At 68.9% G+C, this 19,127-nt stretch carries 18 protein-coding genes, 1 tRNA gene and 2 pseudogenes; 11 read left to right on the top strand and 10 right to left on the bottom strand.

From position 1 onward, the window contains the following. Positions 1–154 precede the first annotated feature (154 nt). The 3 genes and pseudogenes from ACH4UM_RS15295 to ACH4UM_RS15285 form a co-directional block, all read left to right on the top strand. Positions 155–1,126 (top strand): LuxR C-terminal-related transcriptional regulator, encoded by a 972-nt coding sequence (locus ACH4UM_RS15295; protein ID WP_398178257.1) that lies wholly within the window; start codon positions 155–157, stop codon positions 1,124–1,126. A 25-nt stretch (positions 1,127–1,151) separates the two neighbouring features. Then, a pseudogene (locus tag ACH4UM_RS15290) lies at positions 1,152–1,283 on the top strand (hypothetical protein); the annotation flags it as partial. Positions 1,284–1,323: 40 nt separating this feature from the next. Further along, positions 1,324–1,498, top strand: a pseudogene (locus ACH4UM_RS15285) (3-dehydroquinate synthase); the annotation flags it as partial. Positions 1,499–1,505: 7 nt separating this feature from the next. Here ACH4UM_RS15285 and ACH4UM_RS15280 read toward each other — a convergent pair. The 4 genes from ACH4UM_RS15280 to ACH4UM_RS15265 all read right to left on the bottom strand — a co-directional run bounded on the left by ACH4UM_RS15280 (position 1,506) and on the right by ACH4UM_RS15265 (position 4,454). Then, positions 1,506–2,768: a helix-turn-helix domain-containing protein gene (locus ACH4UM_RS15280; protein ID WP_398178254.1), complete on the bottom strand. Its 1,263-nt coding sequence runs from the start codon at positions 2,766–2,768 to the stop codon at positions 1,506–1,508. Between the two features lie 33 nt (positions 2,769–2,801). Further along, positions 2,802–3,440 (bottom strand): hypothetical protein, encoded by a 639-nt coding sequence (locus ACH4UM_RS15275; RefSeq protein ID WP_398178252.1) that lies wholly within the window; start codon positions 3,438–3,440, stop codon positions 2,802–2,804. A 338-nt stretch (positions 3,441–3,778) separates the two neighbouring features. Continuing rightward, positions 3,779–4,237, bottom strand: coding sequence for a hypothetical protein (locus ACH4UM_RS15270; protein WP_398178249.1), 459 nt, complete (start codon positions 4,235–4,237; stop codon positions 3,779–3,781). A gap of 28 nt (positions 4,238–4,265) precedes the next feature. Next, positions 4,266–4,454 (bottom strand): hypothetical protein, encoded by a 189-nt coding sequence (locus ACH4UM_RS15265; protein WP_398178246.1) that lies wholly within the window; start codon positions 4,452–4,454, stop codon positions 4,266–4,268. A 96-nt stretch (positions 4,455–4,550) separates the two neighbouring features. Here ACH4UM_RS15265 and ACH4UM_RS15260 point away from each other — a divergent pair, with 96 nt between their 5' ends. Further along, complete coding sequence (locus ACH4UM_RS15260; protein ID WP_398178243.1) at positions 4,551–5,399, top strand: hypothetical protein; 849 nt, start codon at positions 4,551–4,553, stop codon at positions 5,397–5,399. 41 nt (positions 5,400–5,440) lie between these two features. Here ACH4UM_RS15260 and ACH4UM_RS15255 read toward each other — a convergent pair whose 3' ends face one another. Beyond that, a complete protein-coding gene (locus ACH4UM_RS15255) occupies positions 5,441–6,424 on the bottom strand; it encodes a hypothetical protein (RefSeq protein ID WP_398178241.1) in 984 nt (327 codons plus the stop codon). Between the two features lie 7 nt (positions 6,425–6,431). Here ACH4UM_RS15255 and ACH4UM_RS15250 point away from each other — a divergent pair, with 7 nt between their 5' ends. Next, the gene (locus tag ACH4UM_RS15250; RefSeq protein ID WP_398178238.1) at positions 6,432–7,163 is read left to right on the top strand and encodes a hypothetical protein; all 732 of its coding nucleotides are present in this window, start codon (positions 6,432–6,434) and stop codon (positions 7,161–7,163) included. Between the two features lie 201 nt (positions 7,164–7,364). On the opposite strand, the gene ACH4UM_RS15245 is transcribed toward ACH4UM_RS15250, so the two are convergent. Then, a tRNA-Leu gene (locus ACH4UM_RS15245) sits at positions 7,365–7,448 on the bottom strand. 579 nt (positions 7,449–8,027) lie between these two features. Here ACH4UM_RS15245 and ACH4UM_RS15240 point away from each other — a divergent pair. The 6 genes from ACH4UM_RS15240 (at position 8,028) to pknB (ending at position 16,238) form a co-directional block, all read left to right on the top strand. Further along, the gene (locus tag ACH4UM_RS15240) at positions 8,028–8,894 is read left to right on the top strand and encodes an FhaA domain-containing protein (protein WP_398178235.1); all 867 of its coding nucleotides are present in this window, start codon (positions 8,028–8,030) and stop codon (positions 8,892–8,894) included. A 10-nt stretch (positions 8,895–8,904) separates the two neighbouring features. Next, positions 8,905–9,423, top strand: a complete 519-nt coding sequence (locus tag ACH4UM_RS15235; protein ID WP_398178233.1) for an FHA domain-containing protein — start codon at positions 8,905–8,907, stop codon at positions 9,421–9,423. Positions 9,424–9,543: 120 nt separating this feature from the next. After that, entirely contained in the window at positions 9,544–11,115 is a 1,572-nt protein-coding gene (locus ACH4UM_RS15230) for a Stp1/IreP family PP2C-type Ser/Thr phosphatase (protein ID WP_398178230.1), read from the top strand. Positions 11,116–11,142: 27 nt separating this feature from the next. Beyond that, a complete protein-coding gene (locus ACH4UM_RS15225) occupies positions 11,143–12,579 on the top strand; it encodes an FtsW/RodA/SpoVE family cell cycle protein (protein ID WP_398178228.1) in 1,437 nt (478 codons plus the stop codon). Next, positions 12,576–14,060: a peptidoglycan D,D-transpeptidase FtsI family protein gene (locus tag ACH4UM_RS15220; protein WP_398178225.1), complete on the top strand. Its 1,485-nt coding sequence runs from the start codon at positions 12,576–12,578 to the stop codon at positions 14,058–14,060. The genes ACH4UM_RS15225 and ACH4UM_RS15220 overlap by 4 nt, the downstream gene beginning before the upstream one ends. Positions 14,061–14,231: 171 nt before the next feature. After that, positions 14,232–16,238 carry a Stk1 family PASTA domain-containing Ser/Thr kinase gene (pknB, locus tag ACH4UM_RS15215; protein WP_398178222.1) on the top strand — a complete coding sequence of 669 codons (2,007 nt, stop codon included), beginning with the start codon at positions 14,232–14,234 and terminating at the stop codon, positions 16,236–16,238. A 244-nt stretch (positions 16,239–16,482) separates the two neighbouring features. Here pknB and ACH4UM_RS15210 read toward each other — a convergent pair whose 3' ends face one another. The 4 genes from ACH4UM_RS15210 to ACH4UM_RS15195 are packed head-to-tail and all read right to left on the bottom strand — an operon-like array spanning position 16,483 to position 19,086. Further along, positions 16,483–17,232, bottom strand: coding sequence for a class E sortase (locus ACH4UM_RS15210; RefSeq protein WP_398178220.1), 750 nt, complete (start codon positions 17,230–17,232; stop codon positions 16,483–16,485). A gap of 14 nt (positions 17,233–17,246) precedes the next feature. Next, entirely contained in the window at positions 17,247–18,293 is a 1,047-nt protein-coding gene (locus ACH4UM_RS15205) for a class E sortase (protein WP_398178217.1), read from the bottom strand. Then, positions 18,290–18,928: an aminodeoxychorismate/anthranilate synthase component II gene (locus ACH4UM_RS15200; RefSeq protein WP_398178214.1), complete on the bottom strand. Its 639-nt coding sequence runs from the start codon at positions 18,926–18,928 to the stop codon at positions 18,290–18,292. The genes ACH4UM_RS15205 and ACH4UM_RS15200 overlap by 4 nt, the downstream gene beginning before the upstream one ends. Then, on the bottom strand, positions 18,925–19,086 hold the full coding sequence (locus ACH4UM_RS15195; RefSeq protein ID WP_030939017.1) for a hypothetical protein: 162 nt from the start codon (positions 19,084–19,086) through the stop codon (positions 18,925–18,927). Before ACH4UM_RS15195 ends, ACH4UM_RS15200 begins: the two co-directional genes overlap by 4 nt. Positions 19,087–19,127: the final 41 nt, after the last annotated feature.

The following is a 19,127-nucleotide window of genomic DNA, read 5'->3' as shown; positions in this document are numbered from 1 at the left end:
CGCCCGGGGACACACCCGTGGGCCACCGGCGGGATGTCCGTGCGCCAGAAGTCGGCATGTGTGGCTCAAAAAATCTTGAATGCGGGCACCGGGGATTGGGATCATGAGACTCGACGCGCGCCGGGGGACGGCGTCAGGAAGGAGTTACGGGGGCATGCTGCAAGCACTCGGAGTGAGCGACGCCGCCGCAGAGGTCTACCAGGCGATGCTCGTCCACCCGGACTACGGCGTGGATCAAATCGCTGACGTGTGCGGCCTGACTCCCACGCAGGTGCACGACTGCCTCGACGAACTCGGCCGGCTGATGCTGGTCCGCGCGTCCAGCGAGCACCCCGGACAGATGCGGGCCGTCGACCCCGACATCGGCCTGGCCGACATCGTCGCCCGCCAGGAGGCCGAACTCGCCGCCCGGCAAGCCCAACTGGCCGCATCCCGCGCAGCCGTCACCCGCATGGTCGCCGATCGCGCCCAACACCGTTCGGCCCACGGCGAGCGCCTGCTCGGCATGGACGCCATCCACAACCGGCTCGAGCGCCTGTGCCGCGCCGCCCACACCGAGATCATCGGCGTCCAGCCCGGCATCCAGCGCCCCGACGACCTGAACGCCGGCCGCGACCACGACCTCGCCGCCCTCGGCCGTGGTGTCGCCTTGCGCGCCCTCTACCAGGAACACGCCCGCCGCCACACCCACATCGCCGCCTACGCCAACACGCTGCTCAGCCAAGGCGGAGAGGTCCGCACCGCCCCCACCATCCCCCAACGCATGGTGATCGTCGACCGCACCCACGCCTTGGTGCCGACCGACCCCGCCGACAACCGCAAGGGCGCACTGCACGTCACCGAACCCGGCATCGTCACCGCCCTGCTCGAACTCTTCGAGCAGGCCTGGAGCACAGCCGTACCCCTCGGAACCACCCGCCCCGACGACCCTCGGGCCGGCCTCACCGACCACGAACGCGAACTCCTGCGCCTGCTCGGCACCGGCCTCACCGACGAAGCCGCCGGACAGCGCCTCGGCCTCACCGATCGCACCATCCGGCGGCAGGTCGCCTCGATCATGGAACGCCTCAGCGCCTCCAGCCGCTTCGAAGCAGGCATCAAGGCCGCACAACGCGGCTGGCTCTGACGAAACCGACGGCCGCCACCGGCCGATGACACCCAAACCGAACAAAACAGCGTCGAGTCGCGGGGTGAGCACCACAGTTTTGCTCCGCGTCGACTTCCGCCACTGGGATAGCCCGACCACCGTCCTCGCGATGGTGGACGTGGCCGTCGGCGGCAAGACCGGTATCAACACCACCAAGGGCAAGAACCTGGAGGGCACTCCACTGCCGCTACGACCCGTGGCCCATGCTGCTGGAGGCGATAAGGGTCGACAAGAGGTCCCGCGGCGACCTGCTGCGCTTCATCGTCCTCAATGGCCCGGCCGAGCCGACCGTCCCTGAAAGGACCGGGCCCGGCCGTGCTGCTCGCCGCGTACGGCAAGGCTGGCCCGTAGACAGAGGTCACCTACCTCGGGGCACCGTCGGACCAGATCGCGTGGGCCGTCGCAAGGGTGTGGGAGGAGCTGGGGCGCCATCGTCTGGTTCTTCGAAAGGTGTCTTCGTCGGCGTTGTGACGATTGCGGAAGAAATGGACGGTGTGAGCGCGGTGACGGACTGTGCGTGTCCGGCCGGGGTCGCGTCGTGGACCAGGCGGAGTTCGGGGCGCGGTGCTGTCGAGGTCATTCCTTCGCCCGGGACGCTGATGGGGACGAGTCCGAAGACGTAGTCGTTCAGGTCGTCGGGGTGAATTCCCATTTGGGCCGCGACATCGGCGGCGGTCATTCCCTTGGCGCGCATGGCGTCGAAGACCTTGGCCAGGAGCTGACTGCTCTCTCGGGACAGCAGGGAGCCGGGTTCGCCACTACGGTATCCCATCTGGGCGAGTTTCTTGACGGTCTGGGTGTGGCGCCATTCGGACAGCAGGCCGAGCGCACGGAGCCGGTAGGCCAGGGCCATGGCGGAGACGCCCCAGCGGCGTTTGGCGCTGAGGATCCGCTCCACGGAGGCGTCGTTCAGGCGTTGGGCGATGATGCCGGCGCGAGGCATGAGGAAGGCGGAGGCGAAGGCGTTGGCCTCTGGCTCTCCTTCCCGACCGCCGGGGATGCGGTGCTCGGAGTGCAGCACCAGGTGGCCGAGCTCATGGGCCGCGTCGAACCGGCCGCGTTCACCGGTCTTGCGGGTGTTGAGGAAGACATACGGGGTGCCAGCGTAAATGGTGGAGAAGGCGTCCGCGTCCAGGCAGTCCGGCGCCAGGGAGAACACCCGCACGCCGTTGGCCTCTAGCAGGTGGACCAGATTGGGTACCGGCGCCTCACCGAGCCCCCAGGCCGCCCTCACCTGCTCGGCGGCCTGTTCAGGCGTCAGGTGCGGATAGGTGGGCACGTTGGGGGCCGGCAGGCGGAAGCGCTCCTCCAGCCAGGCATTGAGGGTGGAGGCCACGGCACCCGAGCTCAGGGTGGCGTCGCGCTCCAGAGCGCTCATCTTGGTCGGCGCCCGGAAACTGACCGCGTCCAGTTGCATCTCCGGAGCGGGCGGGGCCTGAAAGAAGGCCACAGGGAAGCGCAGGATCCAGGCAAGCGAGGCGAGGGTCTCCGCCGACGGCACCTTGCGGTGCTTCTCGAAGGCGTTGATGCTCTGCGGCGACAGGCCGGAGGCCGCCGCCAGAGCGGCCTGGCTCATGCGCCGGCGCTTGCGCGCGAGGACCAGCCGCTCTGGCGTGAACACGTTTCCTCAACTCCCATGTCTTGCTCTGACCAGCTAATTCTCCCCCAGGAACTCCACCATGACCTCCGGCCCCTGGTCATCCCCGGGCTCGTCCAGCGAGATGTCGAAGCCGGGGTCCTCCATCGGCGGGAGGCTGATGGGTATGCGGTGCAGCCACTCGTCGACGAACTTGCCGTTCATCTTCACCGGCAGCGACAGCTCCGCCTTGATGAGCCCCTCCTCCCGCTTGTACAAGAGGCACCACGTGGGGAGCTCGTCCAGCTCCACCCCGTACTCCACCTCATCGCGGGAGAGGAACGCCAGCTGGCCGTTCTGCTCCACCATCCGCGCCATGGCAGGTCCCTTGGGGTTCTTCGAGCGCACCCGCTTGTCCAGGTCGGCGACCCCGCCTTCCGCGCTGATGGCGGTGATGGCGTGCGTCCGGTCGGGGTGGATGACCCGCAGGATGCTGTCCCTTGACGTGTGCCCCCATCTCTCCTCGGGCACCAGCAGCTCCGCCAGATAGCGGTTGGCCCGGCTCCAGAACAAGAAACCCCGCGCGGCCGGAGCGTCGAAGTCCGTGCATCCGCGCACGTCCTCCAGCGCCATGCTCAGCACCACGGTGAACAGGTCGGCGGACACATCAAGGTCGGCAAGTCGCTGAGCGTGCTGCTGGGGGTCGGGCTGGGCCAAGGTCGGATCCTCCAGACATCGTCGGTTTCAGAAATCATACCTCAGTCGAGGTGGCGTTTCTGAAACCAACACATCATCGCACGTCAGTTCGACTTTGTCATCCTGGCTCAACTGGCCTTCTGAGCCATGGGTTTACCGTGGCGGCCAGGACGACAGTCGCCCGTCTTTGGTGCCTGGCGGACGCCTCGGCTCCTCGATTCCTGAAGGGTGCGGACGCTCCAGGCGAAGCTGCGGATGCGCCCTGCTCGACTAGCAGGTCCGTGTCACCGGAAGGGAGGTTTCGCTCTCCCGGGATCTGGCAGTGGCACCACGGATGACCACCGATCCAAGTGAGTGGGTCAGGTTCTACTGATCCGTCGTGCCGCCCCTGCCGTGACTTCCTCGGGCGTGAAATCGTCGAACAGCCGGCTCAGAGCGCAGGCCAACCGCGCCCGTCGTGCGGAGCGGTCACGGGCCCGCGCCCGGGCGATGGCCGTCTTGAGGTACATCTCCGGCGTCTGTCCGGCTTCCGCCGCGAGGCGCTGAAGGCGTTCGGCGGTTTCCGGCTCCATCGGGATGCTCATGAGGTAGGTGCCGTCGACGCCCGGGAACAGTCCGCAGAGCACGTCGACGGGCAGTGTGTCTCCCAGCCGTTTCCAGATCCTCCGTATGGCTCTTGGCTCGCTCTTCGCGGATACGAGGACCACCAGGCGACTGCCGTCATCGGAGGACGCCACGGCAAGACGACTTCGCTGCTGTGCGGCCCTCAGCTCAACCGCGCACACGGCACGGGTCAGGACGATCTCGATGGCGTACATGGACACTGTGCTTCTCCTGTCCCAGGGCTCACTCGAGGGAGACCACCCCGTCGGGCAGCCATCCCTCCCAGTAACCGTCGATGAGGTCGAGCAGCACTTGCGGCTCCACCTGCACGTCCGCGTCCCGCAGTTCGGCCGTCGTCCACCATCGCGCGCTTGGCGACAGCAGAGCGCGGACGTCACAGGGCCAGCCCCCTGCCGCAGGGGCCGCCAGCACGAAGTACTCCTCGCACCGGCGATCCCTGGAAGCGGGAAGCCGTCCTGTGACCGGGGCGATCCGAAGTGCGGGCAGCCGCAGTTCACGGCGAAGGTGGTGCGCCGCGGCCCGACGAAAGGACTCGCCCGGCCGTATCGAGTACCTGGGAACGCTTGGCTCGGCGCCCTGGCTCACGCCGCCGCTCACGCCGACGCCTGCGGGCGCCCCACCAAGGCCGAGCACCTGCTCACCCCGGAGGCGATCGAGTGGTACCTGGCCACCGGCTGCCTACACCTGGAGGAGCCCTCCCGATCCAATCGCCGCTGCCGCCTCAACAAACTGCGCCGCGCCCTGCTCGGCCCCGACCTGATCACCGGTAACCCCGCCGCCTACTCCGGCTCGGACGCCTCCCGCCCCTACACACAGCCGGAACAGGCCCAGCTGTACGCCTCCGCCCGCGCCCAGCCCACCGACGAACTCCGTAACGGCCTGCTGACGCTGCTCGCCCTCGGCTTCGGCTGCGCCCTGGACTCGCCCGAGATCATCCCGCTACGCACCCACGACGTCCGCGAGGCGCCCAACGGCGCCGTCGCTGTCGCGGTCCGCGGACAGCGGGCCCGTGTGGTGCTGTGCCGCACCGCCTGGGCCCCGGTCCTCACCGAGGCCACTGCCTGGGCCTCCCGCCCCGGCCAGGCCCGCTATCTCTTCCGCCCGAGCAGCCACGCCCGTGGCACCAACACTGTCACCAATTTCCTCGCCCGCACCAAGAAGCCGCCAGGAACGCCTCTGCTGGTCATAGGCCGGGCCCGGGCCACCTGGCTCGTCGACGCCATCGAAGCCCGCATGCACCTGCCCACCCTGATGGCCGCCGCAGGCCTGACCACCCTGCGCTCCATCGACCGGGTCCTGCCCCACGTCCGCAACCTCTCGCCCGACCAGGCCGCCGCCACGCTCAAGGAGTTCTGACCACGACCAGCCGCCTCGCACGCCACACCCGTATCGCCCGCCTACGCTCCCAGCGCGCCCTCGTTCCCGACCTCGAAGTCGCCGAGATCCTCGACGAAGTGGCCGGCTCCGGCCTGATCGAGGAGATCGAGCCGCTCGTCGCACGCCGCACCGGCTGCCCCTGCAAGCTCCCTGTTGAGGCCCTGCTGGTCGGCATGAGCCTGGCCTCCGCCCGCAGCGGCGGCGTCGTGACGTTCACCGCCGTCACCGACCTGCTGTTCTTCTCCCTCTCCGAGCCGATGCGCGAGCAACTCGGCCTGCGCCGCTACCCCGACCACGACCGCGGCTTCGAAGCCGCCTACGCCACCGTCCGCCGCCGCCTGCACAGCATCCTCGGAGCGATCGACCCGTCCCCGCTGCCCAAGAACCACCGCCTGGCCCGCCGCCATGCCGAGAAACTCATGGCCAAGGCCGACCCGGACGAGCTCGCCCGCAAGCGCGCACTCGTGATCAAACTGGCCAACCTGATCCTGGCCATGTCCCTGCGGGAGGCGATGCCTCTCCTGGAAGACCGCTGGAACGGCTCGGTCTGCATCGATGCCACCGTCGTCGGCACCTACGCCAAGGGGCTCGCCCCGAACAGCCCCGTCACCGCCACCGACCCCGACGCTGCCTGGTATGTGCGCACCACCAAGCACAAAGATCCCCTCGCCCTCGACGACCTCGCTCCCGACCGGCAGGACAAGAAGGGCGCCAGGCGCCAGAAGAAGGCGGAACGCATCAAGAAGAGCCTGTTCGGCTACGACGCCTCCCTCGTCATCGCCCGCGACCCCAGCCGCAACGGCGTCCCCCTGCCTGACGGCTCCGCCGACCCCGACGTCGTCCCGACCCTGGTCATCGCATTCTCCGTCGACAAGCCCACCCACCGCCCCGGTCACGTCGCCGTCGAGGCTCTGCAGCAGATCGACGACAGCCTCCCGCGCGGCTACCTGGCGGGCGACCGCGCGTACAACAACCAGAAGCCGGAGAAACTTCCAGCTCCCCATCCGCGCCATGGGCTACGAACCCGTCTACGACTACGCAAAAGACCAACTCGGCGTCCAGGCCGGCTTCGCCGGCGCCGAACTCATCGAGGGCAACTGGTACTGCCCGTCCATGCCCGAGGAGCTCAAGGAAGCCACCAAGGACCTGGTCAACGAGAAAATCGACAAGCAGACCTGGATCAACCGCATCCGCGCCCGAGCCGCCTACCTCTTCATGCCCAAGCAGCGGCCCGACGCCGAAGGCCACCGCCGTGTGATGTGCCCTGCTGAGGCCAACCGAACCCAGTGCCCCCTCAAGGCCTACACCCTTGGCCGCGGCATCCACCTGCCCCTCGTCGACCCCGATCCCAGCCCCGCGGGCTCGCCTCCCTGCTGCAGCCAGAAGACAGTCACCGTCCCGCCGGAGGCCGGCGCCGGCCTCTGGCAGCCCCTCCAGTACGGTTCCGAAGCCTGGCAGCGCGTGTACTTCCGGCTACGCAACAGCGTCGAAGGCATCAACGGCTACGCCAAGGACACCCTTCGTGAACGCCTCGAAGACGCCGGCACCCGCCGGATCCGCGGTATCGCCGCCCAGACCCTCCTGCTGGCCTTCCAGCTCGCACACGCCAACCGCCGCAAGCTCAGGGCCTGGGCCGACTCGATCGCCCTCCACGACGACCGACCGCGCCGCCGGCCCACCCGTCGTCGCAAGACAAAGCCACTGGGCATCTGGACTCCCAAGGGCTACGTCAAGGAGCCCTAACCCCTGAGACCTTCCTCACAAGCCACCAGTAGCCCACCCTCGACGCAACCGAAGATCCACCCGAAAACCGGACCGCCGACGGCCTCAAGCCGTCGGCGGTCCACGTGTTTCTGCCCACACAAAGCGGAACGGGCGGCATCGTGATCACGATGCCGCCCGTTCCGTCGGTGCAACCAGAGCACTTTCGTCGGTGCTCCGCTGTGCGCGAGGGGGGAGTTGAACCCCCACGCCCTTGCGGGCACTGGAACCTGAATCCAGCGCGTCTGCCTATTCCGCCACCCGCGCATTGGGTGTGTCCTCCGGCTCTCGCCCCTGGGGGCCGGTGCCTTCCGACATCCAGAACATTAGCATGCCGCGCAGGGTGGATTCACATCGCTTTCCCGTGGGCAGGCGTCCGCCCCGGGGCCCACCAAAGTCCACCGGAACCCACCGGCCGGGCCCGTCCCCACCAGGCCGGAACGACCCACCCAGGAGGCTCCCGCTCCGTAGCAACATGTGCCTGTTCACGTATCAACCTCGTACCGGTACCGCCCGTCTCCCCAGGAGCAGGGCAAGGTCCGCGGTCAGGTGCGGGACACTGGTCTGCAGCCGCCTCTACGATCCTGGGCAGAAGTACGGAGGAGTACCAGCCGAGGAGCAGACGTCGACACCCGTCGACGGGGCCGACAGGGGGAACCAGCCGATTTACCGGCGCGTGGATACGATCAGTAAGCAGTACCAGGTAGGCAGTACACGGCAGCACGGCGCAAGCGGTGCAAGGCGGCACGACGGCAGGACCCGCACCACAGGCAGAATCCGCAGTACAGGCAAGACCCGCAACACCGGCAAGACCCGCAGCGACGGCAACGACGGAGGAGGTGCCCCATGGGAGTCCTGAAGAAGTTCGAGCAGCGTCTCGAAGGTCTGGTCAACGGCACCTTCGCCAAGGTGTTCAAGTCCGAGGTCCAGCCCGTGGAGATCGCGGGTGCGCTGCAGCGCGAGTGCGACAACAACGCGACCATCTGGAACCGCGACCGGACCGTGGTTCCCAACGACTTCATCGTGGAGCTCAGCACGCCGGACTACGAGCGGCTGAGCCCCTACTCCGGCCAGCTCGGTGACGAGCTCGCCGGCATGGTCCGCGACTACGCCAAGCAGCAGCGCTACACCTTCATGGGACCGATCAAGGTTCACCTGGAGAAGGCGGACGACCTGGACACCGGCCTGTACCGGGTGCGCAGCCGTACGCTCGCCTCCTCCAGCAGCCAGCAGGCCCCCGCCGCGGGCCCGTCCGCCCCGCCCGGACGTCCCGCCGCCGGCGCCCAGGGCGGCTACGGCTATCCGCCCGCCGCGAGCCCCGCCGGCGCACCCCCGATGCCGTCCGCACCGCCGCCCGGCGGCCGCCCCGGTGGCTACGGCTACCCGCAGCCCGCCGCCCAGCGGCCCACACAGGCGCCCGCCGCCGGAGGCCGCACCCGCTACTGGATCGAGATCAACGGCAGCCGCCACCAGATCTCCCGCCCGACGCTGGTGCTGGGCCGCAGCACCGAAGCCGACGTGCGGATCGACGACCCCGGCGTCTCCCGCCGGCACTGTGAGATCCGGACCGGAACGCCCTCGACGATCCAGGATCTCGGGTCCACCAACGGCATCGTGGTGGACGGGCAGCACACCACCCGCGCTACGCTCCGCGACGGCTCGCGGATCGTCGTGGGCAGCACCACCGTTATCTATAGGCAAGCCGAAGGGTGAAGCGGGGGCAATGTCAGAGCTGACCCTCACGGTCATGCGGCTGGGTTTCCTGGCCGTACTGTGGCTGTTCGTGATCGTGGCCGTGCAGGTCATCCGCAGCGACCTGTTCGGTACGCGCGTCACCCAGCGCGGAGCCCGCCGCGAGGCCGCGCGCCCGCAGCAGGCCGCGCGCCAGGCGGCCGCGCCTCCGCAGCAGCGCGGTCAGCAGGCCGGCGGCGGCCGGCAGCGCCGCAACGCCCCCACCAAGCTCGTGGTGACCGAGGGCACACTCACCGGCACCACCGTCGCGCTCCAGGGCCAGACGATCACTCTCGGCCGGGCGCACGACTCCACGATCGTGCTGGACGACGACTACGCCTCCAGCCGTCATGCCAGGATCTACCCGGACCGCGACGGCCAGTGGATCGTCGAGGACCTCGGATCCACCAACGGCACGTATCTGGACCGGTCCCGGCTGACGACTCCCACGCCGATCCCGCTGGGCGCGCCGATCCGCATCGGCAAGACCGTCATCGAGCTGCGGAAGTAGTACGACAATGAGCGAGCGGAGCGAGCACGCAGCGGTGGCCGGCACCCCGGGCCCCGGCGCGCTCCCGACCGGAGGGTGGGCACCGTGCGGATGTACCCGGAGCCGACAGGCGAGGTGCGCATGAGTCTGTCACTGCGCTTCGCCGCCGGATCGCACAAAGGCATGATCCGCGAGGGCAACGAGGACTCCGGTTACGCCGGTCCCCGCCTGCTCGCGATCGCCGACGGAATGGGCGGCCAGGCCGCCGGCGAGGTCGCCTCCTCCGAGGTGATCTCCACCATCGTCGCTCTCGACGACGACATCCCGGGCTCCGACATCCTCACCTCGCTCGGCCAGGCCGTACAGCGCGCCAACGACCAGCTGCGCGCCATGGTCGAGGAGGACCCGCAGCTGGAGGGCATGGGGACGACCCTGACCGCCCTGCTGTGGACCGGGCAGCGGCTCGGCCTCGTCCACGTCGGCGACTCCCGCGCCTACCTGCTGCGCGACGGCGTACTGACGCAGATCACACAGGACCACACCTGGGTGCAGCGCCTCGTCGACGAGGGACGCATCACCGAGGAGGAGGCCACCACCCACCCGCAGCGCGCCCTGCTCATGCGCGCCCTCGGCAGCGGCGAGCACGTCGAGCCCGACCTGTCCATCCGCGAGGTCCGCGCCGGCGACCGCTACCTGATCTGCTCCGACGGCCTCTCCGGCGTCGTCTCCCACCAGACGATGGAGGAGACCCTCGCCAGCTACCAGGGCCCGCAGGAGACCGTGCAGGAGCTGATCCAGCTCGCGCTGCGCGGCGGCGGCCCGGACAACATCACCGTCATCGTCGCCGACGTACTCGACCTGGACACCGGCGACACCCTCGCCGGGCAGTTGTCCGACACTCCGGTCGTGGTCGGCGCCGTCGCCGAGAACCAGCACCACCTGCACGACAACGGCATCATGCAGACCCCGGCCGGCCGCGCCTCCGGCCTCGGCCGCCAGGTGCCCGGCCAGGGCGGCGGGGGCGGCGAGTTCGGCCCGCCCGGCTCCGGCGACACCACCGGCTACGTCCCGGCGGCCGGCTTCGGCTACAGCGACGAGGACTTCGTCAAGCCGCGCAAGGGCCGAAGGTGGCTGAAGAGATCCTGCTACGGCGTCCTCGCGCTCGCCGTCATCGGCGGCGGGCTCTACGGCGGCTACCGCTGGACGCAGACGCAGTACTACGTCGGCGCCAACGACCAGCACGTGGCGCTCTACCAGGGCATCAGCCAGGACCTGGCCTGGGTGAAGCTGTCCAAGGTGCAGAAGGACCACCCCGAGATCGAACTCAAGTACCTGCCGCCCTACCAGCAGAAGCAGGTCAAGGCGACGATCGCCGAGGGCGGGCTGCAGGACGCCCAGAAGAAGGTCGACGAGCTGTCCGTGCAGGCCTCCGCGTGCCGGAAGGAAGCGGAGCACCGGGCCGCCGAGACCCAGAACAACGCCGGTACGGCCCAGGGCCGAACCAGTGGCACCAAGGGCACCGGCACCACCACGGGAACCACCCGCACCGCCTTTACGTCCAAGGCGACACCGACGCCGAATCCGTCGACGTCGAAGTCCCCGTCGTCCCCGTCAACGTCCCCCTCCAAGTCCGCGACCGCGCCCACTCCCAGCCCCGGCCCCACTCTCTCGGAGGAAGAGCAGAAGGTCGTCTCGCTGTGCGGTAAGCAGTAGGCAAGCCGTGAGAGGCCCTGTCACACGATGAGCAGTACTACCAACCCGTCGACGCACCACACGTCCACGATCGGCGCCATCGGTGCGCCCAGCCGCCGCAACACCGAGCTCGCGCTGCTGGTCTTTGCCGTCGTCATCCCGGTGTTCGCCTACGCCAACGTGGGCCTGGCCATCAACAACCAGGTGCCCTCCGGCCTGCTGAGCTACGGCCTGGGCCTCGGCCTGCTGGCCGGCGTCGCCCACCTCGTCGTACGTAAGTTCGCCGCGTACGCGGACCCGCTGCTGCTGCCACTGGCCACCCTGCTCAACGGGCTCGGCCTGGTCATCATCTGGCGCCTGGACCAGTCCAAGCTGCTGCAGTCCATCAAGCAGGCCGGCACGGCCGCGCCCCGGCAGCTGCTGTACACGGCGATGGGCATCGCCCTGTTCATCGTGGTGCTGATCTTCCTCAAGGACCACAGAGTCCTGCAGCGCTACACCTACATCTCCATGGTCGGCGCGCTGTTCCTGCTGCTGCTGCCGCTCGTGCCGGGCCTGGGCGCCAACATCTACGGCGCCAAGATCTGGATCTCGGTCGCCGGGTTCTCCATCCAGCCCGGTGAGTTCGCGAAGATCGTGCTCGCCATCTTCTTCGCCGGCTACCTGATGGTGAAGCGGGACGCGCTGGCACTCGCCAGCCGCCGTTTCATGGGCCTGTACCTGCCGCGCGGGCGTGACCTGGGCCCGATCCTGGTCGTCTGGTTCATCTCGATCCTCATCCTGGTCTTCGAGACGGACCTCGGCACCTCGCTGCTGTTCTTCGGAATGTTCGTCATCATGCTGTACGTCGCCACCGAGCGGACCAGCTGGATCGTCTTCGGTCTGCTGATGTCCGCGGCCGGCGCCGTCGGCGTGGCGAGCTTCGAACCGCACGTGAAGATGCGTGTCCAGGCCTGGCTGGACCCGATGAAGGAGTACACGCTCAGCCAGGCGGGCGTCGCGGGCCACTCCGAGCAGTCGATGCAGGCGCTGTGGGCGTTCGGCTCCGGCGGCACCCTCGGCTCCGGCCTCGGCCAGGGCCACTCCGACCTCATCCGGTTCGCCGCCAACTCCGACTTCATCCTCGCCACCTTCGGCGAGGAGCTGGGCCTGGCCGGCATCATGGCGCTGCTGCTGATCTACGGCCTGATCGTGGAGCGCGGCGTGCGGACCGCGCTGGCCGCCCGCGACCCGTTCGGCAAGCTGCTCGCCATCGGCCTCTCCGGCGCCTTCGCGCTGCAGGTCTTCGTCGTCTCCGGCGGTGTGATGGGCCTCATCCCGCTGACCGGTATGACGATGCCCTTCGTGGCGTACGGCGGTTCCTCGGTCATCGCCAACTGGGCCCTGGTCGGCATCCTCATCCGGATCAGCGACACCGCCCGCCGCCCGGCGCCCGCCCCCGCCTCCAACCCCGACGCCGAGATGACCCAGGTGGTCCGCCCGTGAACAAGCCCCTGCGCCGGATCGCGCTCTTCTGCGGCCTCCTGGTCCTCACCCTGCTCATGCGCGACAACTGGCTCCAGTACGTCAAGGCCGACAGCCTCAAGAACGACGACAAGAACCGCCGCGTCACCATCGCCCGCTACTCCACCCCGCGCGGCGACATCATCGTCGGCGGCAGCCCCATCACCGGGTCCGCCGAGACCAGGAGCAACGGCCTCAACGACCTGAAGTACAAGCGGACCTACAAGAACGGCGCCATGTGGGCGCCCGTCACCGGCTACGCCTCCCAGGCCTTCGGCGCCAACCAGCTGGAGAACATCGAGGACGGCATCCTCACCGGCAACGACGACCGGCTCTTCTTCCGCAACACCCTGGACATGATCACCGGCAAGCCCAAGCAGGGCGGCAACGTGGTCACCACCCTCAACGCGGCGGCGCAGAAGGCGGCGTACAGCGGTCTGAAGAACGTCGGCGGCAAGGGCGCCGCGGTGGCGCTGGACCCCTCGACCGGCAAGATCCTCGCCCTGGCGTCCTACCCGTCCTACGACCCCTCGGCCTTCGCCGGCACCTCCAGCACCGACGCCGATGCCTGGAAGAAGCTGCAGAAGAAGGACAACCCGGCCGACCCGATGCTGAACCGGGCCCTGCGCGAGACCTACCCGCCCGGCTCCACCTTCAAGGTGGTCACCGCGGCGGCCGCGCTGGAGAACGGGCTGTACAAGTCCGCGGACCAGCCGACCGACTCGCCCCTGCCGTACACCCTGCCGGACACCACGACCGAGCTGAAGAACGAGGGCAACATCCCCTGCAAGAACGCGCCCATGCGCGAGGCGCTGCGCGTGTCCTGCAACACCGTCTTCGGCAAGATCGGCGCGGACCTCGGCAAGGACAAGATGCTCGCCGAGGCGAAGAAGTTCGGCTTCGACTCCGAGCAGTACACCCCGGTGCGCACGGCCGCCTCCAACTTCCCCGAGGAGATGAACCGGCCCTCGACCGCGCTCAGCTCCATCGGCCAGTTCGAGACCGCCGCGACCCCGCTGCAGATGGCCATGGTCGCCTCCGCCGTCGCCAACGACGGCAAGCTGATGAAGCCGTACATGGTCGACAAGCTCCAGTCGCCGAACCTCGACACCCTGGAGCAGACCGAGCCGCAGGAGCTGAGCCAGCCGCTGTCCTCGCAGAACGCGCAGATCCTGCAGTCGATGATGGAGACCGTCGTCAAGGACGGCACGGGCCAGAAGGCGCAGATCCCGAACGTCACCGTGGGCGGCAAGACCGGTACGGCCCAGCACGGCGTCGCCAACAGCGCGAACCCCTACGCGTGGTTCATCTCCTACGCCAAGCTCCCCGACGGCAGCTCGCCGGTCGCGGTGGCCGTGGTGGTCGAGGACGAGAACGCCAACCGCGACGACATCTCCGGCGGCGGCCTCGCGGCGCCGATCGCGAAGAGCGTGATGGAGGCGGTCATCAACTCCAAGAAGTGACCCCTGTCACGTCCCCTTCACATCGGTGCACGTTGCGATACCGGTCCTGTATCGGGTGACGGGCTTGGCCAGGTCACACAAGGCGAGCCGGGTACGGTAGGCCCGGACGGCAGCTCCGACCGCCACCACCTGGTGCCGGTCGGGACCGACGGAGAGGGCTGGTAGGTAGCTATGGAAGAGCCGCGTCGCCTCGGCGGCCGGTACGAGCTGGGCCAGGTGCTCGGCCGTGGTGGCATGGCGGAGGTGTACCTCGCGCATGACACCCGCCTGGGCCGCACCGTGGCGGTGAAGACGCTGCGCGCCGACCTGGCGCGCGACCCTTCCTTCCAGGCCCGGTTCCGCCGGGAGGCCCAGTCGGCCGCCTCGCTCAACCATCCCGCGATCGTCGCGGTCTACGACACGGGCGAGGACTACATCGACGGGGTCTCGATCCCGTACATCGTGATGGAGTACGTCGACGGCTCCACACTCCGTGAGCTTCTGCACAGTGGCCGCAAGCTGCTGCCGGAGCGGGCCATGGAGATGACCATCGGCATCCTCCAGGGCCTGGAGTACGCCCACCGCAACGGCATCGTCCACCGCGACATCAAGCCGGCCAACGTCATGCTGACGCGCAACGGCCAGGTCAAGGTGATGGACTTCGGCATCGCCCGCGCCATGGGCGACTCCGGCATGACCATGACCCAGACCGCGGCGGTCATCGGCACGGCCCAGTACCTCTCGCCGGAGCAGGCGAAGGGCGAGCAGGTGGACGCCCGCTCGGACCTCTACTCGACGGGTTGCCTGCTCTACGAGCTGCTGACGGTACGCCCGCCCTTCGTGGGCGACTCCCCGGTCGCGGTGGCGTACCAGCACGTCCGCGAGGAGCCGCAGCCGCCGAGCGTCTTCGACCCCGAGATCACGCCCGAGATGGACGCGATCGTGCTGCGGGCGCTGGTCAAGGACCCCGACTACCGCTACCAGTCGGCCGACGAGATGCGCGCCGACATCGAGGCCTGCCTCGACGGCCAGCCGGTCGCGGCCACGGCCGCCATGGGCTCGGTGGGCTACGGCGGCTACCCCGACGACCAGCCGACGACGGCCCTGCGCTCCGACCAGGGCCCGGCGGGCGCCACGACGATGCTGCCGCCCATGAACCCGGACGACGGCGGCTACGGCTACGACGACCGTCCCGACCGCCGCCGCCAGGCGAAGAAGTCCAACACCTCGACGATCCTCCTGGTCGTCGCCGGCATCCTGGTCCTCGTCGGCGCCATCCTGATCGGCAAGTGGGCCTTCAGCGGGAAGGGCGCGGGCAACGACACGGTGGCCGTGCCCAACTTCGTCGGCCAGACGAGGCTGGAGGCCAGGCAGTCCGCGGGCAACGTCAGCCTGAAGGTGGCCTTCACCCCGAAGACCTGCGACAACCAGCCCAAGGGCAACGTCTGCACACAGGACCCGCCCAAGGGCAACGAGGTCAAGAAGGGCACCACGATCAACCTGGTGGTGTCGACCGGGGCGCCGAAGGTCCAGGTGCCCAGCGTGGTGGGGCTGAGCCTCGACGACGCCAAGTCGAAGCTCACGGGCGACGACTACAAGTTCAACGTCGTGACCAAGTTCCGGGAGTCCAGCGAGGACCCGAACACCGTCCTGGAACAGAACCCGGTCAACGGCAAGGAGGTCGAGAAGGGTTCCACGGTCACCCTCACCGTCTCCAAGGCGGTCGAGAAGGTCACGGTTCCCGACGTCTCGAACCAGTCCTGCGACGCCGCCAAGCAGCAGATGCAGGCCAACGGTCTCACCGGCAACTGCACCGAGGTGGACACCAACGACCCCAACCAGGTCGGCAAGGTCATCCAGACCGCCCCGGCCATCGGCACCCAGGTCGAGAAGGGCTCGACGGTGACCATCCAGATCGGTAAGCAGGCCCAGCAGCAGAAGACGCCGGTGCCCCGGGTGGTCGGGCTGACGGTGGCGCAGGCCAGGCAGACCCTTCAGGCGGCCGGCTTCACCAACATCCAGTTCGCGAACGGCAGCAGCCAGGACGACAACGCGTTCGTCCTCGCTCAGGACCCGAAGCCCAACCAGCAGGTCGACAACCCCGGCGGCACACAGGTCACCCTCCAGACCATCGGTGGTGGCGGCAACCCCGGCGGAGGCAACAACGGAGGCGGCGGCAACGGCGGCATCTTCGGCTGACCACCCGGTCCCGCCCCTGACGAACGGGTGAGCCCCGGCACCTTGGAAGGTGCCGGGGCTCACCCGTTCACCGCACACACCTGTGCGCATGCCGATCGTGTCTTCGAAGAGCTGGAGACGTGGAGCGCGGGAGCCCGTCTCAGGGCACTGCGACAGCTGCGGAAGCACGAGGCCCGAAGCCGCAGGTACAAGTTGCGGCTTCGGGCCGCTGCCATGGGCGGCTGGCCTTCCCGAAGGAGGTCAGTCAGCCAGTACGCAGTTCCATCGGCAGTGTCCGCCTGCCGTCCACCTTCTCCACGCGGACCAGCTCGCCCCATACCACGTACCGGTAGCGGGAGGTGTACACGGGGGTGCAGGTGGTCAGCGTGATGTAGTGGCCGGGCCTGGTCACGCCCGACTCCTTCGGGACCGCGGAGAGGACCTTGACGTTGAACTTCGAGGTCTCGTCGAGGATGTCGTAGACCTTGTAGACGTACCACTTGTCCCGCGTCTCGAAGACGATCGGGTCGCCCTTGCGCACCTTGTCGATGTTGTGGAACTTCGCGCCGTGGCCGTCACGGTGCGCGGCGAGGGCGAAGTTGCCCTTCTTGCCGGTCATCGGGAGGGTGGCCTTGACGGGGTCCGTGTAGTAGCCGGCCACGCCGTCGTTCAGGACGTCCGTGGAGGTGCCCTTCTTGACCAGGACCTCGCCGTTCCTCATCGAGGGCACGTGCAGGAAGCCGATGCCGTCCTTGGTGTCGAGGGCGCCGGGGCCGCCGGGTACGGAGTGGGCCCACTCGTCGCGGACCCTGTGGCCCTGCTGGTCGGCCTTGCGGTCCGCTATGACGTTGGTCCACCACAGCGAGTAGACGACGAACAGGCCGAGGACCAGACCCGCCGTGATGAGGAGTTCACCGAAAACGCTGACCGCCAGGGCCGGCCCGCCGGGGCCGCGGCGGCGCGCCGCGGAGCCCGAGTCGGTGTGCTCTGCCGTGTCGTCCGTGGTCGCTGCCACTTTTTCATCTGCCTTCAACTGACGAGCGCATCCGGCTTGCCCTTGCTGCGCGGCCGTTCCTCGACCATCTTGCCCCAGACGATCAACCGGTACTTACTGGTGAACTCCGGCGTGCAGGTGGTGAGTGTGATGTAGCGGCCGGGCCGGGTGAAACCCGATCCCCTGGGAATGGGGTCGAGGACGCTGGTGTTGGCCGGCGATGTCACCGGCAGCGTCGACGTCATCTTGTAGACGAAGTACGTGTCCTGCGTCTCCACCACGATCGGGTCACCCGGCTTGAGCCTGTTGATGTACCGGAACGGTTCACCGTGCGTGTTGCGATGCCCCGCGAGCCCGAAGTTGCCCGTCTTCGCGTCCGGCATCGCCGTGTTGAGGTCCCCCCGGCCGTAGTGCCCGACCATGCCCTTGTCCAGCACCTTCGACTTGCTGGTGCCCTCGGCGATCGGCACCACCACGTCCAGCGCGGGGATGTGCAGGATGGCGAAGCCCTGCCCCGGCTCGAAGGTCCCCGGGCTCCGCTTCCCGCTCGCCCAGTCGTTCTGCAACTGGTGCGCCTCGTTGCCCGCCTCCGCGTGCGCCCGGATGTTCGTCCACCACAGCTGGTAGGTGACGAAGAGCAGCATCACCACGCCGGTGGTGATGAACACCTCGCCGATGATCCGGCTGATGACCACGCCCGCGCTGGGCTTGCGCGCCCGGGCCCGGCGCCGGGCCTCCACACGGGACAGGGGCGCCGACGGCCGATCGCCCTCCGGCCGTGCGTCCGGGGTTCCGGCCCCGCCCCCATGACGGCCGTGACGGCGCCTGGCGGCCCTTCTGCGGGCCGCGCGGCCGCCCGGCGTGGGTCCATTGGGTCCAGTGGCCCCTGTGGCGTAGGAGGCGGCAGGCGGCGGATCGGGGATCCGCAGCGCCATCGTCTCGTCGTCGGCCGGAGACAGGTACTGCGCCGCCGAGCCACGAGTGTCGTACGGCACCGAGGCGTACGGCTCCTCGGAGGCGTCGTACGCCCCCGTGCCGTACCAGTCGGCGCCGGACTCGCGCTCGGGGCGCAGCGCGGTCACGCCGTGGCCCTGCCCACCACCGGGGCGAGCCCCGCCGACCTCGCCACGGCACCCTGGTCGCCGCATTCCACCAGCCAGTTGGCCAGCATCCGGTGCCCGTGCTCGGTCAGCACCGACTCGGGATGGAACTGCACGCCCTCGACGGGAAGTTCCCGGTGGCGCAGGCCCATGATGATGCCGTCGTGCGTGCGGGCCGTGACCTCCAGCTCGTCCGGGACGGTCGCCGGCTCGGCCGCCAGCGAGTGGTAGCGGGTCGCCGTGAAGGGGGAGGGCAGCCCGGCGAAGACGCCCCGGCCCTCGTGCTCGACCAGCGAGGTCTTGCCGTGCAGCAGCTCGGGGGCCCGGTCCACCACACCGCCGTACGCCACCTGCATCGACTGCATGCCCAGGCACACACCGAAGACGGGGACACCGGTCGCCGCGCAGTGCCGGACCATGTCCACGCACACGCCGGCCTGCTCGGGCGTGCCCGGCCCCGGCGAGAGAAGCACACCGTCGAAGCCGTCCTGGGCATGCGCCGTCGACACCTCGTCGTTGCGCAGGACCTCGCACTCGGCGCCCAGCTGGTACAGGTACTGGACCAGGTTGAAGACGAAGCTGTCGTAGTTGTCGACGACGAGAATCCGCGCACTCACTGGTTGTCCACCGTCACATCGTTGAAGGGAAGCAGCGGCTCGGCCCACGGGAAGACGTACTGGAACAGCACGTAGACCACGGCCAGCACCAGCAGCAGTGAGATCAGCGCCCTCACCCACGCGTTCCCCGGCAGATGCCGCCAGATCCAGCCGTACATGCCGTCCCTTCCGTTTCCCCACGGCACCGGATTCACGCCGT

Source organism: Streptomyces sp. NPDC020801, assembly GCF_044334385.1.
Classification (GTDB): Bacteria; Actinomycetota; Actinomycetes; order Streptomycetales; family Streptomycetaceae; genus Streptomyces.
Note: the sequence above shows the minus strand (reverse complement) of the source record. Positions and strands in the feature narration are given on the sequence as shown.

Bases quoted from the DNA above. Each gene is read 5' to 3' on its own strand.
- ACH4UM_RS15295 (WP_398178257.1), top strand. From the start codon at position 155: ATGCTGCAAGCACTCGGAGTGAGCGACGCCGCCGCAGAGGTCTACCAG.
- ACH4UM_RS15270 (WP_398178249.1), bottom strand. From the start codon at position 4,237: ATGTACGCCATCGAGATCGTCCTGACCCGTGCCGTGTGCGCGGTTGAG.
- ACH4UM_RS15255 (WP_398178241.1), bottom strand. From the start codon at position 6,424: ATGGGGAGCTGGAAGTTTCTCCGGCTTCTGGTTGTTGTACGCGCGGTC.
- ACH4UM_RS15250 (WP_398178238.1), top strand. From the start codon at position 6,432: ATGGGCTACGAACCCGTCTACGACTACGCAAAAGACCAACTCGGCGTC.
- ACH4UM_RS15240 (WP_398178235.1), top strand. From the start codon at position 8,028: ATGGGAGTCCTGAAGAAGTTCGAGCAGCGTCTCGAAGGTCTGGTCAAC.
- ACH4UM_RS15235 (WP_398178233.1), top strand. From the start codon at position 8,905: ATGTCAGAGCTGACCCTCACGGTCATGCGGCTGGGTTTCCTGGCCGTA.
- ACH4UM_RS15230 (WP_398178230.1), top strand. From the start codon at position 9,544: ATGAGTCTGTCACTGCGCTTCGCCGCCGGATCGCACAAAGGCATGATC.
- ACH4UM_RS15225 (WP_398178228.1), top strand. From the start codon at position 11,143: ATGAGCAGTACTACCAACCCGTCGACGCACCACACGTCCACGATCGGC.
- pknB (WP_398178222.1), top strand. From the start codon at position 14,232: ATGGAAGAGCCGCGTCGCCTCGGCGGCCGGTACGAGCTGGGCCAGGTG.
- ACH4UM_RS15195 (WP_030939017.1), bottom strand. From the start codon at position 19,086: ATGTACGGCTGGATCTGGCGGCATCTGCCGGGGAACGCGTGGGTGAGG.